This is a genomic window from Mycobacterium cookii, assembly GCF_010727945.1.
In the GTDB taxonomy this organism is placed as follows: domain Bacteria; phylum Actinomycetota; class Actinomycetes; order Mycobacteriales; family Mycobacteriaceae; genus Mycobacterium; species Mycobacterium cookii.
The window spans coordinates 1900848-1916094 of sequence record NZ_AP022569.1; the positions used below are offsets into that span (position 1 = coordinate 1900848).

Here is a 15247-nt window from a genome sequence, read left to right on the forward strand (position 1 = left end):
AGGTTGCACTGTAGCGGCACCGCCTTTGGGCAACCATCGCACACGCGGTGAGCTGTGGTTTCTTATCAATGATCGCCGAGACCCGACATCGGCGGATATGCAACAGTTACCAGATGCTCCTGGCCCTGCTACGCCAGTTCGTCGGGCCGTACCGCTGGTTGGTTGCGGCGGTGATGACGCTGCAATCGGTGAGCACGCTGGCGTCGCTCTATCTGCCGACCGTGAACGCCACGATCATCGACGACGGCATCGCCAAGGGCGACACCGCCACCATCGTCCGGCTCGGTGGGCTGATGTTCGTGGTCACCGCGCTGCAGGTGCTGTGTTCGGTGGGCGCGCTGTACTTCGGCTCCAGGACCGGGATGGGGTGCGGCCGTGATCTGCGGTCCGCGGTGTTCCATCACGTCACGTCGTTCTCCGAACACGAGACCGCCCGGTTCGGCGCGCCGTCACTGCTCACCCGCACCACCAACGACGTCCGCCAGATTCAGTTCCTGGTGCAGATGGCCACGACTGTCCTGGTCGCCGCGCCGATCATGTGCGTGGGCGGAATCGCGATGGCGATCCACCAGGACGCCGAGCTGTCCTGGCTGCTGGTGATCAGCGTCCCGGTGCTGGTCGCGGCCAACTACTGGATCATCTCCAACACGCTGCCGATCTTCCGCAGCATGCAGCGGCTGATCGACAACATCAACCGGGTGATGCGCGAGCAGCTGTCCGGTGTGCGGGTGGTGCGGGCGTTCGCCCGTGAATCCTACGAACGTCGCCGCTTCGACGAGGTCAACGTCGCGCTGTCGGACACCGCGCAGACCGCGGGCAACTGGCAGGCGCTGATGCTGCCGGTGACCACGTTGACCATCAACTGCTCCAGCGTCGCGCTGATCTGGTTCGGCGGCTTACGCATCGACAGCGGCCGGATGCAGGTCGGCTCGCTGGTCGCGTTCCTCGCCTATTTCACCCAGATCCTGATGGCGGTGCTGATGGCGACGATGACCGTGATGGTGTTGCCACGGGCGGCGGTGTGCGCAGAACGGATCACCGAGGTGCTGACGACGATCCCGGCAGTCGGCAATCCGGCCAACCCGGTGCCGCCGTCCGGCGATCAGCGCGGCGTCGTGCAGCTGCGCGGCGCGTCATTCCGCTATCCCGGCGCGGACCGGCCTGTGCTGCAGGATATTTCGCTGACCGCACGGCCCGGCACCAGCACCGCGATCATCGGCAGCACCGGTTCGGGAAAGTCGACGCTGGTGGCGCTGATCTGCCGGTTGTACGACGTGACCGCCGGCACCGTCCTTGTCGACGGTGTCGACGTGCGCGACCGGGTCGTCGACGAGCTGTGGTCGGGCATCGGGCTGATACCCCAACGCGGCTATCTGTTTTCCGGCACCGTCGCCGAAAACCTGCGCTACGGCAAGTCGGACGCGACCGAAGACGAGATGTGGGACGCGTTGCGAATCGCGGCGGCCGACGAATTCGTCCGCACACACCCCGACGGCCTGCAGATGCGCGTCGCGCAGGGCGGCGTCAACTTCTCCGGCGGACAACGCCAGCGACTGGCGATCGCGCGGGCGGTGATCCGCCGGCCGGCCGTCTACATTTTCGACGACTCGTTTTCCGCTCTCGACGTCCACACCGACACCAAGGTCCGCGCCCAACTCGCCGAAGCCGCCGCCGAGTCGACGGTCATCATTGTGGCACAACGTATTTCGACAATCATCGGCGCCGACCGGGTGATCGTCCTCGACGACGGGCGGGTGGTCGGCGCGGGCACCCATGAATCGCTGATGACCGACTGCCCGACCTATCGGGAATTCGCGGAATCGCAGTCGCTGGGCGCCGAAGTGGGTGATCTCCGGTGACCGCGTCGATGGGTGACGTGCGCCGCGCCGCCGCTCCCCCGGCCACCCGGCCGCGGAACTTCAGAGCGTCGACCGTTCGTCTGGTGAAACTGCTCGCACCGCAACGCCGTACGGCCATTGCGGTGATCGCCCTGAGCCTGTTGGGCACGGTGATCGGCGTCGTGGTTCCACGGATCCTCGGCCACGCCACCGATCTGCTGTTCAACGGGGTGATCGGTCGGCAGTTGCCCGCGGGCATCACCAAGGATCAGGCTGTCGCGGCTGCGCGGGCGCGCGGCAACAACGCCTTCGCCGACCTGCTCTCCGGGATGCACGTGGTCCCCGGACGCGGTGTCGACTTCGATGCGGTCGCCCGCACGTTGGCGCTGGGTCTGATCATGTATCTGGTTGCCGCGCTGATGATTTGGGTTCAGGCTCGGCTGCTCAACGTGACGGTGCGGCGGACGCTGCAGGGGCTGCGGTCGCAAGTCGAGGACAAGATGCACCGGCTGCCGCTGGCCTACTTCGACAACCGGCAGCGCGGCGAAGTGCTCAGCCGGGTCACCAACGACATCGACAACCTGCAGACGTCGTTGTCGATGACGATCGCTCAGCTGTTCAGCGCGGTGCTGACCGTGGTGACAGTGCTGGTGATGATGGTGACGATCTCGCCGGTGCTGACCGGGATCACGTTGGTGACGGTCCCGGTGTCGGTGCTGGCGACCCGGGCGATCGCGCGACGCTCGCAGCGAATGTTCTTCGCGCAGTGGAGGAATACCGGCCGGCTCAACGCTCACATCGAGGAGAGCTACAGCGGTTTCACCTTGGTCAGGACATTCGGCCAGCGCGACCGGATCGAAGACGAGTTCCGCCGGCTCAACGACGAGGTCTACCACGCGAGTTTCGGCGCTCAGCTGCTCTCCGGGCTGGTGTCACCGGCGACCACGTTCATCAGCAACCTCAGCTACGTCGGGGTGGCGGTGGTCGGCGGCGTGCAGGTGGCGACCGGGCAGATCACGGTCGGCAGCATCCAGGCGTTCATCCAATACGTGCGGCAGTTCAACGGGCCGGTCAATCAGGTGGCCTCTATGTACAACACGCTGCAGTCCGGTGTGGCCAGCGCCGAGCGGGTCTTCGACCTGCTCGACGAGACCGAGGAAGCACCCGACCGCGAGCTGTCCCTGCCGTCGCTCAACGGCGAAGGCCCGACGGGGCGAGTGGAATTCGACCAGGTGAGCTTCGGCTACCACCCCGGCCATCCGGTGCTCGAGGATCTCTCGTTCACCGCCCAACCGGGCAGCACCGTGGCCATCGTGGGCCCCACCGGGGTGGGCAAGACCACGCTGGTGAACTTGTTGATGCGCTTCTACGACGTCGATTCCGGCCGCATCCTTGTCGACGGCGTCGACATCACTACCGTCAACCGGCATTCGCTGCGCTCGCGGATCGGGATGGTGCTGCAGGACACCTGGCTGTTCAGTGGGACGATCGCGCAGAACATCGCCTACGGCCGACCGGACGCCGGCGACGACGACATCATCGATGCGGCCAAGGCCGCCTACGTGGATCGGTTCGTGCACACGCTGCCGAACGGTTACGAGACCCGGGTGGCCGACGGCGGCGGCAACATCAGCGCCGGCGAGCGTCAGCTGATCACCATCGCGCGGGCGTTTCTGGCTCGCCCGCAGCTGCTGATCCTGGACGAGGCGACCAGCTCGGTGGACACCCGCACCGAGCTGCTGATCGCCAAGGCCACCCACGAGTTGCGTCGCGACCGAACGAGTTTCATTATCGCCCATCGCCTTTCGACGATCCGCGATGCAGACGTCATCCTGGTGATGGAGGCCGGCAAGATCGTGGAGCAGGGCAACCACGGCGAACTGCTGGCCCGCCGTGGCGCCTACTACCGGATGACCCAGGCCTAGAGTTCGGGGCCCTCGGCGCGCAGATCGTCGACCGCGGACATCGCATCGCGTAGTTTGGCCAGCCACTCTTCGGTGTGCTCGCCGACCAGCTTCACCGACCAGGCCAACGCATCAGAACGGGACCGGGCCACGCCGGCGTCGACCAGGGTGTCGAGCACCTGGCGCTCCGGCTGTTTCAGCCGCGTCATCACCGGAACGGCGATGTGGGTGAACAGGATCGGCTCGCCGCCGATCTCGACGCCCCAGGACACCTTGCGGCCATAGCGGGCCTGCGCCTCGTCGGCGATGTGCATTCGCTCCGACCGGGTCTCCTCGCGAAACCGCGACGCCCGCCCTGATGCGTGGGCGTCGCTCTCGCTCTCCTCCGAGGGCAGCGTGCCGATGACGGTGATCTCTTCGCGGTCGACGACGACGGTCGGGTCGCCGGCGAACCAGCCGTCGGGCAGCCGACCGGCGAACCAGTCCGCGGCGTCGCCGGCGTCGGGTTGGCCGGCTTGCTGCCAGCCGCCGGAGCGGCCGTAGCGCCGCCCGTGTCCATGTTGGTGTTTCATATTTACATGATTACATCATTACAAAGCAAAGCAACGTCGGTTCACTGCCGGCGAACACTCAACCCTCGCCCTCGCCGCGGCGGGCGCGGAACAACTTCACCTCGCCCTTGATCCCCTTGAGGTGTCGCGCACCGGCAAACGACCAGCTGAAACCAGCGGAATCGCCGAGTTCTTCGCGCACCGACTCGGCGGCCAGCACCGCGCCCGGCCGCGACGCCGCCGTCACCCTGCTTGCGATGTTGACCGGGCTACCGAACCAGTCGCCGGCCCGGCTCACCGCAGCCCCCGAGGCGATGCCGGCCCGCAGCCGGGGAAAGTCGTTGTCGCTGTCGGCGATGTCGACGAGCTTGAGCGCGGCGTCCAGCAGTGGCGCCGGTTCGGTGCAGACGAACATCACCGCGTCGCCGATCGTCTTGATGAAGCGCACCGGTGGAGTGGCGACGTCGCGGGCGACGTCGGCGAGCCGGTTGGCCAGCTGGCCGAGCTCTTCGGGCGGCAGCTCCTCGCCCAACCGGGTGAAGCCGACCAGATCGGCGAAGGCCACCACGATGTGCCGCGCCCCCGGCAGCGGTGCGCCCACCGCCCGCTCGCTGGCGTTGACCGCTTCGGTCTCCATCATGTGCCGCAGCTGCATGAACAGCATGTCTTCGATCATCGGCCCGAGCAGCGGCGTAATACGGCTCACCAGCGCCTGGGACGCCTTGGCCGTCTCCAACTCGCTGGCGCCGGGCTGCAGAATGGCCGACAGCGCGGTGTATCGCATCACCTCGGCGGCGTGCGAAAGTCCTTCGGCGAGAACACGAACGACCTGCACAACTTGATCGGGGTGAATGCCGAGCGCGAGGAAGTCCTTGGCGTGCGCCGCAGCGGCCCCGTCGGCGCGCAGATGGACGGCTGCGTCAGGGTCGTCGACACGGACCAACCCGATGGCGCGCTGCACGCGTTGCAGCAGTTCCAGATCGATGCCGGCCGACTCGCTGATCTCGCGCGTCGAAACGTAATCGCCGTCGTCACCCATCAGCCGGCGCGACGCCACCAGCATCGGAACCGGCGCGGTACGGATCTCGTCGGCGGTGATCCCTTGCTCGAAAAGCCACTCGATCAGCTCGGCGCGCTCTGCGCGTGCGCTGCCTTCCAAACCGTCGAGCAGCTTCTCGACTTCCGGATCTCGGGGTTCATCCACTCCGCCAACGTATAACGCAGCAAGGCATCATGGGGTCGATGTCCACACCGCTGCTGCAGGGTTTCGCCCCGGTCGCCGACGATGACGCACGGTTGTTGATCCTCGGATCGTTCCCGAGCGTCCAGTCGCTGGCGGTCAGGCAGTATTACGGCAACCCGCGAAATGCGTTCTGGCCGATCGCCGGTGAGCTTTTCGGATTCGACGCCGCGATGCCGTACGAAAACCGTTTGACCGCATTGCAATCCCGTGGCGTCGCGTTGTGGGATGTGCTGCACAAGTGTCGCCGTGCGGGCAGCTCAGACGCTGAATTCGACGCTCACAGCCTGGTGGTCAACGACTTTCGTCGATTCTTCGCATCACACCGGTCGATTGATCGGGTGTGCTTCAACGGACGTGTGGCGCAGCGATTGTTCGAAAAGCTGGTCGACATCGAGGCGCCGGTCAGCTATCAGCTGCTGCCGTCGAGCAGCCCGGCCCGCGCGATGCCCGCGGGTCAGAAGCTGGCCGCGTGGCGGCGCACCGTCATGACACCGGCGGACGCCGCTGCGCCCAGGGGCGAGCCTCCTCGATCTGCGCGCTGAGCGCGAGCAGGGTCGCCTCGTCGTGCGGGCGGCCGACCAGCTGAATCGACAGCGGAACGCCGTGGCGATCGAGCGCCCACGGCACCGCGGCCGCGGGCTGACCGGTGAGATTCCACATCTCGAAGAACGGCACCCGCTGCGACACCAGCAGCAGACTCGAAATGCCGCCGCGGCGTTGATAAGCCCCGACCCGCGACGGTCCGGTCGCGTTGCCGGGAGTGATGACGACGTCGACGTCGTCGAAGATCGACTGAATCCGCCCGGCGAGCGCCGACTCCGCTGCCCGGATGGTCGCCATCCGCCGATCGGAGAGCAGCGATCCGATGCGCGCCATGTTCCGGGTCCGCTTCTCCAGCCGGTCCTGGTGCGGCAGCCTGCGCACATCGTCGTAAATCCCCCGGAAAAACCGCGGCAGGAAGTTGCCGTAGACGGCCGCCGGTGGATAGTCCGGATCGCGCACGACGACGTCGTGGCCGAGGTCGCGCAGCAGTGCGCCTGCCGCGTCGACAGCCGCGCGCTGCTCCGCGCCGACCTTGGCGATCAGCGGCGGTGGGACCTTGGTGCTCAAGGCAATTCGCAGTCGGCCAGGATCCTTGCGCGCAGCGTCGACGAATCCGCCGGCGGGACCGGGCGTCGAGGTCGTGACGTCCAGGAACAAGGCCGCGTCCTCGACCGAGCGTGCGATCGGGCCGTTGACCGACAACCCGCACCACGCGTCGTCGTGGGGCGCCAGCGGCACCCGACCGCGTTGCGGTTTCAAACCGAACAGACCGCACCAGCCTGACGGGATGCGGATCGAGCCACCGCCGTCGGAGCCCAGCGCCAACGGCGCCAGGCCGGCAGCAACCGCCGCACCGCTGCCCCCGCTGCTGCCGCCCGGGGTGAGCGCGGTGTTCCACGGGTTGCGGGTCGCGCCGAACGTCAGCGATTCGGTGAACGGGAAGATCATCAGTTCGGGCACATTGGTTTTGCCGATGATGACTGCGCCGGCGGCGCGCAACCGGCTGACCACTTCGGCGTCGCGGACCGCGGCGGTCGACACCGCACCGCTGCCGCAGGCTGTCACTTCCCCGTCGACATCGACGTCGTCTTTGATCGCGACGGGGACGCCGAGCAGCGGCAGCCGCTCGCCGGTGTCGATGCGGTGTTGCGCGGCCGCAGCCTCTTGGCGCGCGGTCTGCGTCAGCACGGTGCGGTAGCTGCGCAACTGAGGATCCAGACGGGCGATGCGGTCGAGGTAGAGATCGAGCAGCGCCGGCGCGGTGACGGTACCCGCGGCCAGCAGCCGCGCCTGTTCTGCTGCTCCAGCGAAGGCCAGTTCTCCGAGGTCCATGTGCGGGGAGACTACTCACCTACCGCTACCGTGACGACATGTCCTGTGTGTTCTGCGCGATCGTCGCCGGCCAGGCTCCGGCGATCCGGATCTACGAGGACGACGGCTATCTGGCCTTCCTCGACATTCGCCCCTTCACCCGCGGTCACACCCTGGTGGTGCCCAAGCAACATTCGGTCGACCTCACCGACACGCCCGCCGAGACGCTGGCCGGCATGCTGACGATCGGACAGCGCATCGCCAAGGCCGCACGTGCCACCGAGTTGGCCGACGCCACCAACATCGGCATCAACGACGGCCGCGCGGCCTTTCAGACGGTCTTCCACATACATCTGCATGTGCTGCTCCGGCGCAACGGCGACAAGCTGTCGGTGGCCAAAGGCCTGGTGTTGCGCCGCGACCCCGACCGGGAGGCAACCGGCCAGATCCTGCGGGACGCACTGGCACAATTGCGGGCCAGTCCGCAAGACTGAGCCCCATGGACATATCTCTGTGGATCGAGAAGCAGATCGGTCACCGGCTACTGGGCTTGCACGACGAGATCTACAAACGCACCGACGGTCGAATCGGGCACAAGATACCCTTCGGCCCGGTCAACCTGATCCTGCACACGGTCGGCGCCAAGACCGGCAAGGTTCGGGACAACACACTCACCTATGCGCGCGACGGCGACGCGTACCTCGTCGTCGCATCGAAAGGTGGCGACCCGAAAGCGCCCGGCTGGTATCACAATCTGAAAGCCAATCCGAACGTCGAAATCAACGTCGGGCCAAAGCGTTTCGGTGTCACGGCCAAACCCGTGCTGCCCGATGACCCCGACTATCAACGGCTGTGGCAGATCGTCAACAAGAACAACGCGAACCGCTACGAGGGGTACCAGAAGCGGACGTCGCGGCCGATCCCGGTGGTGCGACTCGAGGCGGTTTAGAACAGCTCTTTGGCCAGCAGCTCCAGCGTCGTCTCGCGCGCCGGCGCGGTTCTCGGGTCGGTGCCGCGGTGCGCCGATGCGACCGGATGCACCATCACCTCGTCGACGTCGAAGCGCTGCGCCAGCGCGGTCAGCTGTTCGGCGGCCTCTGCAGGCGTGCCGACGACCGCCCGGGCGAGCCCGCTGTCGACGATGTGCTGCTGCTGCGGTGTCAACTCGGCGCCGCGCGCATCTTCGACGAGCTCTACCGGCCCCAGCGGCTGCCCGGTTCGCAGCCGGGCCATCATGTGCAGGTTGGGCAGCATCAATGCTGTTGCCTCGTCGCGGGTGTCAGCCACCGCGGCGTTGACGGTCAGGAAGGTCACCGGTTCGGCGGTCAGCTCGCTGGGCACGAACTCCGAGCGGTACAGCGCCAGCGCCTCCTCGGTTCCGTTGCCCGAGAAGTGGTGGGCGAACACATAGGGCAGGCCTTTGGCCGCCGCCAGCCGGGCCGAATACATCGACGAGCCGAGCAGCCACAGCCGCGGCTCGCTGGCCGCGGCCGGAGTGGCTTTGAGGTTGTAGTCGCCGTCGCGCAGCTGCACGGATACTCCCCGTGCGCTCATCATCGCGCGCACGTGGTCGAGGTATTCGGGGAACTGGTCGATGTCGCGGTCGTCGCGTCCGGCAGCGCCGCGCAGCAGGAACGACGTCACCTGGTCCGAGCCGGGCGCGCGGCCGATGCCGAGGTCGATGCGGCCGGGCGCGGCCGCTTCCAGCAGCGCGAACTGCTCGGCGACCGCCAGCGGCGCGTGGTTGGGCAGCATCACCCCGCCCGAGCCCAGCCGCAGCTGCGAGGTCTGCGCCGCGAGGTAGGCGATCAGCACCGGTGGGCTGGTGGCGCCGACCGACGGCATGTTGTGGTGTTCGGCGACCCAGTAGCGGGTGAAGCCCAGATGGTCGGCGGTCTGCGCCAACCGCACGGTGGCCGCCAGCGCATCCGAGGTGGTCTGGTCGGTGCGGACTGGGACGAGGTCGAGGACGGAAAGCCGCATGAGCAGGTCAACGCCTACCGTCGGCCGAACGTTCCCGCATACCTGCCATCTCGCGTGCCCGGCTGAAGACGTCGTCGAGCATCGTCGGCGTGAGTTTGCCGGTGAAGGTGTTCTGCTGGCTGGGGTGATAGCAACCGAGAAGCACCACGTCGCCGTGGGCGGCCTGGACCGTCGCGGTGACGCCGTGGCCGAACTTGGGCTGCGGCCGAGGCACCTGACCGCCGCCAGCGCGGATCATGTCCAGCGCCGAGCGCCAGCCGAAGGCGCCGAGCGCCACGATCACCCGCACCTCGTTGCCGGTCAGCCGCCACTCCGCGGTCAGCCACGGCGCGCAGGTCGCGCGCTCGGCCGGTGTCGGCGCGTTGGCCGGTGGCGCACAGCGCACCGCGGCGACCACCCGGGTTCCGATGAGCGCGAGGCCGTCCGCGGCGTCGACGGCGATCGGTGAGTTCGCCAACCCGGCGCGGTGCAGTGCCGCATATAAGAAGTCGCCGGAGCGGTCGCCGGTGAACACCCGGCCGGTCCGGTTGGCACCGTTGGCCGCCGGCGCCAGACCGACGACGACGATCCGCGGTTGCGGCGCACCCCAACCCGGGACTGGCCTGCCCCAGTACGGCTGGTCGGCGAATGACCGCCGCTTGGTGACCGCCACGTCTTCGCGCCACTCGACCAGCCGCGGGCAGGCCCGGCAGACCGACACCTCGGCGTCGAGTTGCGCGAGCGATCTCGCGGCGTCGGCCATCACGGTCACCTGGGCCGGCTCCGACGCCACAGCCGTGCGGGCAGTCGCAGGATCGCCTGGCCATCCGGTACCGGGCGGCACTGGAGATTTGAACGGCGCACCGGTGCGCGGGTGAGCGAGCGTCACGGCTCCACTGTGCACGAACGCCATTCGCGGTGTCCGTAGGATCGCCCTCATGCCCGCTGATGCGCTGGCCGCACTGATCGCCGAGCTGCCCGAGGGGATGGTCGTCACCGACCCCGCGGTCACCGAGGGTTACCGGCAGGACCGCGCCTTCGATCCGTCGGCCGGAAAGCCGGCGGCCGTGGTGCGTCCGCGGCGGACCGAAGAGGTTCAGACCGTCTTGCGGTGGGCGACCGCCAACCACGTTCCGGTGGTGACGCGCGGGATGGGCACCGGCCTGTCCGGCGGCGCCACCGCGGTCGACGGCGGCATCGTGTTGTCGACGGAGAAGATGCGCGACATCGCGGTGGACCCCGTGACCCGCACCGCGGTCTGTCAGCCCGGGCTGCTCAATGCCGAGGTCAAGAAGACGGTGGCCGAGTACGGGCTGTGGTACCCGCCCGACCCGTCGTCGTGGGAGATCTGCAGCATCGGCGGCAACATCGCGACCAACGCGGGCGGTCTGTGCTGCGTGAAATACGGCGTCACCACCGACTACGTGCTCGGGGTTCAGGTGGTGCTGGCCGACGGCACCGCGGTCCGGCTGGGTGGGCCACGACTCAAGGACGTCGCGGGTCTGAGCCTGACCAAATTGTTCGTCGGCAGCGAAGGCGCACTGGGCGTGATCACCGAGGTGACACTGCGATTGGTGCCGCCGCAGCAGCCGCTGGCCACGGTGGTCGCCTACTTCGCGTCGGTGGAGGCTGCCGCTCAAGCCGTGCTCGGGGTCACGTCACGGCTGCGCCCGGCGATGCTGGAGTTCATGGACTCGGCCACCATCAACGCCGTCGAGGACAAACTGCGGATGGGTCTGGACCGCAGCGCTGCCGCAATGCTGGTCGCCGCATCCGACGAACGCGGACAAGCCGGGAGCGAGGACGCCGAGCTGATGGCGGCGACATTCACCGAATACGGTGCGACGGAAGTGTTTTCGACTGGCGACCCGGACGAGAGCGAGGCGTTCATCGCCGCGCGCAGGTTCGCCATCCCGGCCGTCGAGGAGAAGGGGCCGTTGCTGCTCGAAGACGTCGGCGTGCCGGTGCCGGCGTTGGCCGATCTGGTCAGCGGGATCGCGCGCATCGCCGCGCAGCACGATCTGATGATCGCGGTGATCGCGCACGCCGGCGACGGCAACACCCACCCTCTGATCGTCCACGACCCCAACGATGCCGCGGAGCTCGAACGGGCCAACCTAGCCTACGGCGAGATCATGAACCTCGCCATGGAATTGGGTGGCACGATCACCGGCGAGCACGGCGTCGGACGATTGAAGCGACCCTGGCTGCCCGGCTATCTGGGGCCCGACGCCATGGCGCTGAACCAGCGCATCAAAGACGCACTCGACCCGCTGGGCATTCTGAACCCCGGCGCGGGCGTCTGACCCGTGGCGGTCACATCCGCCCGCATGCGCCGCCTCTCGAAGAATGGGACGCCTCACTTCGTCAACGTGATTCGGCCCCTGCAGAATACGAAGCGTTATTCCACGACTTGGATTTGATCAAAATCCAGAAGATCATCAAATGTGAAACAATGACCAACGGGGCGTAAAACGTATAGATATACCAAACGGTGCTCAGATTGAAGCTCGGCACGTTTAATTGAACGACGCCGCGCACTCCGTTGAGCAGGTCCACGAATCCCCACGTATTGAACACCCACACCAGCGGAATGGCGATACGCCATTTGCTCCGTAGAGCAACGATGGAAGCAAGAGCCAGAGCCGCTGCCAAGAGATCGCCGTAGGCAGCAGCGGAAAGGAAGTCTCTGGGTATTTTCGGATCAACCATACCTGTAACCAGTAACGTCATTCCCACATAGCGAAACATGTGCACAAAGATCAGTGGGATCAGCGCGGAATTACGAGAACGTTTGGTTAGTGACGGCCACACGTACCACGCCACGACAACGGCGCAGACGACACAACTCAGAAAAGCTGCAACCAGAATATTGAGACATTATTTATCGCGAGTCCCATGCTCATGGGCTGCCTTTCATTCGTCGATGGTCGATCCGGAAAACTTCCGGGGATCGCTGCGGGCGGAGTCGCCTGCGAACGTTTCCCAGTCTTTGACGGTCGCGACGGGCCCCAAGAGATCGGCGGGCAGGTCAGGCGAGAGCGGTTGGCCGGTTCGCACGCGGCGTGGCCAGTCCCGGTTGGCGAGCGCGGGTTTGGCCAGTGCGACGACATCAGCGGTGCCGGAGTCGATGATCGCGGCGGCATCGCGGGGGTCGTCGAGGTGGCTGTTGGCGATGACAGACAGCCCGCTGTATTGCTTGGCAAGCTGCGCCAGCGTTGGGCCGACCTCGTCGAAAGCCGGTGCCAGAGCATGGTATTCGGTGGTGTGGATGTAGTCGATGCCGGTGCCCGACAGTGCGGTGAAGATGGCGGCTGCGTCGTCCTCTCGGCCGGCCCACCGATGATAGTTGTCTGAAACCTTTCCTTGGGAGATGCGGATACCGACGGCCATGTCCGCACCGACAGCAGCTGCGACGTCACCGCAGACCTCGGCGGCCAACCGGACAGGCCGGGGCTCACCACCTTCATCGACCGGCTCGGGTTTGCCGCCCTCCCGGCGAGGTCGGTGGCGCAACCGAATCACCGTGACGCGCAGCGGTTTCGAGGCCATCTTCGATGATTTGGAGCAGGCGATTGATGGCGCTGTGACGGGCTGCTTGGGGTAGCTGCGCCAGTGGTCCGTGGTTGATGAGGACGGCGAGACCATGCACGGCTGACCAGGCGGCGATGTCGGTGAACGGTTTGGTTTCGGTGCTCAGCGCCCCGGTGGCTTCGAGCTCGTCCACGCAGCGTTGGAGCAGTTGGAATGGGCCGAGCCCCGCGGCATTGCGGGCACCGGGTCGGGGGTTCGCGGGGTCTTTGGAGGGCAGGTCGGTGAGGAAGGCGATGGCGAAAAGGCCGGGTTCGGTGAGGGCGAAGTTCAGGTAGGCCGCCCCAGATGCCCGGAACCGTGCTCGCGCGGCATCTGCCGGGGTATCGCCTTCGCCAGCGGCGTCGATGGCATCGGTCATCGCGTCGGCCATGCATCGCGAAGCGTGGTCGGAGATGGCCTGCAGGAGGGCGTAGCGGTCGGCGTAGTGCCGGTATGCCGCGGCGTTGCTCACCCTGGCGAGACGTTGCACGGCCCGAATGCTGACTGCCTCGGGTCCGCCGGATCGGGCCAGCTCGATGCCGTACCGCAGCAAAGTGTCCCGCAGATGTCCATGGTGATATCCGCCGGCACCCTCGGTATCGGGAATCTCGCTGACCACGAACGCCATCGTAATCCATGTTGACACCGTTAACACCGGCATGGCACGATCGGCATGTTGACGGTGCTAACACAAGGAGTTGATCGTGACCGCTATCGAGTTATCCCCAGACACTGTGTCGTTGCCGCCCGGGCGGCATCGACTACCGACTGGTCAGAGTGCCCGACCCATCTGGGTACTGGTGGTGGTGCTGCTGGCCGCGTTGGCGATCAACGTGGAGACCACGGTGGTCAACGTGGCGTTGCCCACGCTGAACACCGCGCTCGGGTCCTCCACCCGCGGTCTGCAATGGATCGTCGATGCCTACAACCTGTCCTTTGCCGGGCTGGTACTAGCCGGCGGGACGGTCGGGGACCGGTTCGGTCGACGGGGCACCCTGATCACCGGTCTGGTGCTGTTCACTGTGACCAGCACCGCCGCCGCGCTGTGCACCTCGACCGAGGCGCTGATCGCCGCCCGGTTCGCGATGGGCGCCTCCTCGGCGCTGATCTACCCGACCACGTTGGCCATCATCACCGCCACCTTCCGCGACCCCAAACAACGGGCCGCGGCGATCGGGGCGTGGGGCGCGGTGGCCGGTCTCGGGGTGGCGATCGGCCCCATCCTCGGCGGGGCGCTGCTAGAGCAATTCTGGTGGGGCAGCCTGTTTTTGGCGTTGGCGCCGGCGGCGGTCGCCGCGGCCGTCGCGGCATGGTTCGTGGTGCCTGCAAGCAGCGCGGAACGGCGCCCCGAGCTGGATCAGATGGGGTTGGGGCTCTCGGTGGTGATGTTGGGCGCGTTGGTCTACACCATCATCGAGGCCCCGACCCGCGGCTGGCTCTCGCCAGCCACGCTGACCGGGTTCGCCGTCGCGGCGGTGGCGCTGGCAGCCTTCGTCATCATCGAACGGCGCCACCCCGACCCGTTGATCGATGTCGCATTGTTCGCGAACCTACGATTCAGCGCCGCCAGCGGCGCGGTGACCGTCGCGTTCTTCGCCCTGTTCGGGTTCATCTTCTTAATCACCCAGTTCATGCAGGAGCTGCAAGGCTTCAGCCCCCTGGGCACCGGCCTGCGGATCCTGCCGGTCGCGCTGGCGATCGCCGTCGGCTCGGTACTGGGCACCCGCATCGCGGTCACCAGAGTCGGCACCAAGGCGGTCGTGTCCGTCGGGCTGCTGCTGCTGACCGCCGCGTTCGGCTGGGCCGCGACCATGGACACCCACATCGGCTACCTGCAGATGGCCGCCCAGATGGTGTTGCTCGGCGGCGGGCTCGGGCTGACCACCGCACCCGCGACCGACTCCATCATGGGCGTCGTGCGACCCGAGCAGGCCGGCGCCGGCTCCGCGATCAACGACGCCACCCGCCAAGTCGGCGGCACCCTCGGCGTCGCCGTGCTCGGCAGCATCTACACCACCCTCTACGTGCACCGCCTCGACGCCAGCCACATCCTGTCCGCAGCACCAGAACGGGCCCGGTCCCTCGCCCGCCAAGGCCTGGCCCAAGGCCTGGGCGTCGCCGACCACGCCACGGCCGGAGCGGCCACCGCTCTGCGCGACACCGTCAGTGACGCATTCGTGGCCGGGATGCACGCCGGTTGCCTGACCGCGGCCGCGGTGTGCCTGGCCGGATCGCTCTTCGCGTTCGCCGTCCTGCCCGCGCATCCCACCCACCCCGACACCGCGTCACCGGTGGCGCCGTGAAGGTCATGTTCACCCCCGA

General features: G+C 67.1%; 15 protein-coding genes. 7 read left to right on the forward strand and 8 right to left on the reverse strand.

What is annotated here, in order from left to right; genetic code table 11:
• Nucleotides 1-113 precede the first annotated feature (113 nt).
• Together G6N27_RS08945 and G6N27_RS08950 are read left to right on the forward strand one after the other, a co-directional pair.
• A complete protein-coding gene (locus G6N27_RS08945; RefSeq protein WP_163776020.1) occupies nucleotides 114-1859 on the forward strand; it encodes an ABC transporter ATP-binding protein in 1746 nt (581 codons plus the stop codon).
• A gap of 8 nt (nucleotides 1860-1867) precedes the next feature.
• Complete coding sequence (locus G6N27_RS08950; protein WP_163781537.1) at nucleotides 1868-3763, forward strand: ABC transporter ATP-binding protein; 1896 nt, start codon at nucleotides 1868-1870, stop codon at nucleotides 3761-3763.
• On the opposite strand, the gene G6N27_RS08955 is transcribed toward G6N27_RS08950, so the two are convergent.
• Together G6N27_RS08955 and G6N27_RS08960 are read right to left on the reverse strand one after the other, a co-directional pair.
• Complete coding sequence (locus G6N27_RS08955) at nucleotides 3760-4314, reverse strand: hypothetical protein (RefSeq protein ID WP_163776021.1); 555 nt, start codon at nucleotides 4312-4314, stop codon at nucleotides 3760-3762. The genes G6N27_RS08950 and G6N27_RS08955 overlap by 4 nt on opposite strands.
• A gap of 58 nt (nucleotides 4315-4372) precedes the next feature.
• Nucleotides 4373-5497 carry an adenylate/guanylate cyclase domain-containing protein gene (locus G6N27_RS08960; RefSeq protein WP_163776022.1) on the reverse strand — a complete coding sequence of 375 codons (1125 nt, stop codon included), beginning with the start codon at nucleotides 5495-5497 and terminating at the stop codon, nucleotides 4373-4375.
• 38 nt (nucleotides 5498-5535) lie between these two features.
• Here G6N27_RS08960 and G6N27_RS08965 point away from each other — a divergent pair, with 38 nt between their 5' ends.
• Nucleotides 5536-6078 carry a DNA-deoxyinosine glycosylase gene (locus G6N27_RS08965; protein WP_163776023.1) on the forward strand — a complete coding sequence of 181 codons (543 nt, stop codon included), beginning with the start codon at nucleotides 5536-5538 and terminating at the stop codon, nucleotides 6076-6078.
• On the opposite strand, the gene G6N27_RS08970 is transcribed toward G6N27_RS08965, so the two are convergent.
• Nucleotides 6020-7411 carry an amidase gene (locus tag G6N27_RS08970; protein ID WP_163776024.1) on the reverse strand — a complete coding sequence of 464 codons (1392 nt, stop codon included), beginning with the start codon at nucleotides 7409-7411 and terminating at the stop codon, nucleotides 6020-6022. The genes G6N27_RS08965 and G6N27_RS08970 overlap by 59 nt on opposite strands.
• 38 nt (nucleotides 7412-7449) lie before the next feature.
• On the opposite strand from G6N27_RS08970, the gene G6N27_RS08975 reads away from it, so the two are divergent.
• Nucleotides 7450-7884 (forward strand): HIT family protein, encoded by a 435-nt coding sequence (locus tag G6N27_RS08975; protein WP_163776025.1) that lies wholly within the window; start codon nucleotides 7450-7452, stop codon nucleotides 7882-7884.
• Nucleotides 7885-7889: 5 nt separating this feature from the next.
• Entirely contained in the window at nucleotides 7890-8339 is a 450-nt protein-coding gene (locus G6N27_RS08980; RefSeq protein ID WP_163776026.1) for a nitroreductase family deazaflavin-dependent oxidoreductase, read from the forward strand.
• Here G6N27_RS08980 and G6N27_RS08985 read toward each other — a convergent pair.
• Together G6N27_RS08985 and G6N27_RS08990 are read right to left on the reverse strand one after the other, a co-directional pair.
• Nucleotides 8336-9373, reverse strand: coding sequence for an LLM class flavin-dependent oxidoreductase (locus tag G6N27_RS08985; protein ID WP_163776027.1), 1038 nt, complete (start codon nucleotides 9371-9373; stop codon nucleotides 8336-8338). The genes G6N27_RS08980 and G6N27_RS08985 overlap by 4 nt on opposite strands.
• 7 nt (nucleotides 9374-9380) lie before the next feature.
• The gene (locus G6N27_RS08990) at nucleotides 9381-10265 is read right to left on the reverse strand and encodes a uracil-DNA glycosylase (protein WP_179963362.1); all 885 of its coding nucleotides are present in this window, start codon (nucleotides 10263-10265) and stop codon (nucleotides 9381-9383) included.
• Nucleotides 10266-10290: 25 nt separating this feature from the next.
• Here G6N27_RS08990 and G6N27_RS08995 point away from each other — a divergent pair, with 25 nt between their 5' ends.
• Nucleotides 10291-11658 carry an FAD-binding oxidoreductase gene (locus tag G6N27_RS08995; protein WP_163776029.1) on the forward strand — a complete coding sequence of 456 codons (1368 nt, stop codon included), beginning with the start codon at nucleotides 10291-10293 and terminating at the stop codon, nucleotides 11656-11658.
• A gap of 61 nt (nucleotides 11659-11719) precedes the next feature.
• On the opposite strand, the gene G6N27_RS09000 is transcribed toward G6N27_RS08995, so the two are convergent.
• From G6N27_RS09000 to G6N27_RS09010, 3 genes are all read right to left on the reverse strand, one after another.
• Entirely contained in the window at nucleotides 11720-12103 is a 384-nt protein-coding gene (locus G6N27_RS09000) for a hypothetical protein (protein WP_197746529.1), read from the reverse strand.
• Between the two features lie 165 nt (nucleotides 12104-12268).
• Entirely contained in the window at nucleotides 12269-12904 is a 636-nt protein-coding gene (locus G6N27_RS09005) for an oxidoreductase (RefSeq protein WP_170308150.1), read from the reverse strand.
• Nucleotides 12819-13553, reverse strand: coding sequence for a TetR/AcrR family transcriptional regulator (locus G6N27_RS09010; protein WP_163781538.1), 735 nt, complete (start codon nucleotides 13551-13553; stop codon nucleotides 12819-12821). Before G6N27_RS09010 ends, G6N27_RS09005 begins: the two co-directional genes overlap by 86 nt.
• Nucleotides 13554-13629: 76 nt before the next feature.
• Here G6N27_RS09010 and G6N27_RS09015 point away from each other — a divergent pair, with 76 nt between their 5' ends.
• Nucleotides 13630-15228: an MFS transporter gene (locus tag G6N27_RS09015; protein WP_232064920.1), complete on the forward strand. Its 1599-nt coding sequence runs from the start codon at nucleotides 13630-13632 to the stop codon at nucleotides 15226-15228.
• Nucleotides 15229-15247: the final 19 nt, after the last annotated feature.

Bases quoted from the DNA above. Each gene is read 5' to 3' on its own strand.
- G6N27_RS08945 (WP_163776020.1), top strand. From the start codon at position 114: ATGCTCCTGGCCCTGCTACGCCAGTTCGTCGGGCCGTACCGCTGGTTG.
- G6N27_RS08950 (WP_163781537.1), top strand. From the start codon at position 1,868: ATGGGTGACGTGCGCCGCGCCGCCGCTCCCCCGGCCACCCGGCCGCGG.
- G6N27_RS08955 (WP_163776021.1), bottom strand. From the start codon at position 4,314: ATGAAACACCAACATGGACACGGGCGGCGCTACGGCCGCTCCGGCGGC.
- G6N27_RS08965 (WP_163776023.1), top strand. From the start codon at position 5,536: ATGTCCACACCGCTGCTGCAGGGTTTCGCCCCGGTCGCCGACGATGAC.
- G6N27_RS08970 (WP_163776024.1), bottom strand. From the start codon at position 7,411: ATGGACCTCGGAGAACTGGCCTTCGCTGGAGCAGCAGAACAGGCGCGG.
- G6N27_RS08975 (WP_163776025.1), top strand. From the start codon at position 7,450: ATGTCCTGTGTGTTCTGCGCGATCGTCGCCGGCCAGGCTCCGGCGATC.
- G6N27_RS08980 (WP_163776026.1), top strand. From the start codon at position 7,890: ATGGACATATCTCTGTGGATCGAGAAGCAGATCGGTCACCGGCTACTG.
- G6N27_RS08985 (WP_163776027.1), bottom strand. From the start codon at position 9,373: ATGCGGCTTTCCGTCCTCGACCTCGTCCCAGTCCGCACCGACCAGACC.
- G6N27_RS08990 (WP_179963362.1), bottom strand. From the start codon at position 10,265: ATGGCGTTCGTGCACAGTGGAGCCGTGACGCTCGCTCACCCGCGCACC.
- G6N27_RS08995 (WP_163776029.1), top strand. From the start codon at position 10,291: ATGCCCGCTGATGCGCTGGCCGCACTGATCGCCGAGCTGCCCGAGGGG.
- G6N27_RS09000 (WP_197746529.1), bottom strand. From the start codon at position 12,103: ATGTTTCGCTATGTGGGAATGACGTTACTGGTTACAGGTATGGTTGAT.
- G6N27_RS09005 (WP_170308150.1), bottom strand. From the start codon at position 12,904: ATGGCCTCGAAACCGCTGCGCGTCACGGTGATTCGGTTGCGCCACCGA.
- G6N27_RS09010 (WP_163781538.1), bottom strand. From the start codon at position 13,553: ATGGCGTTCGTGGTCAGCGAGATTCCCGATACCGAGGGTGCCGGCGGA.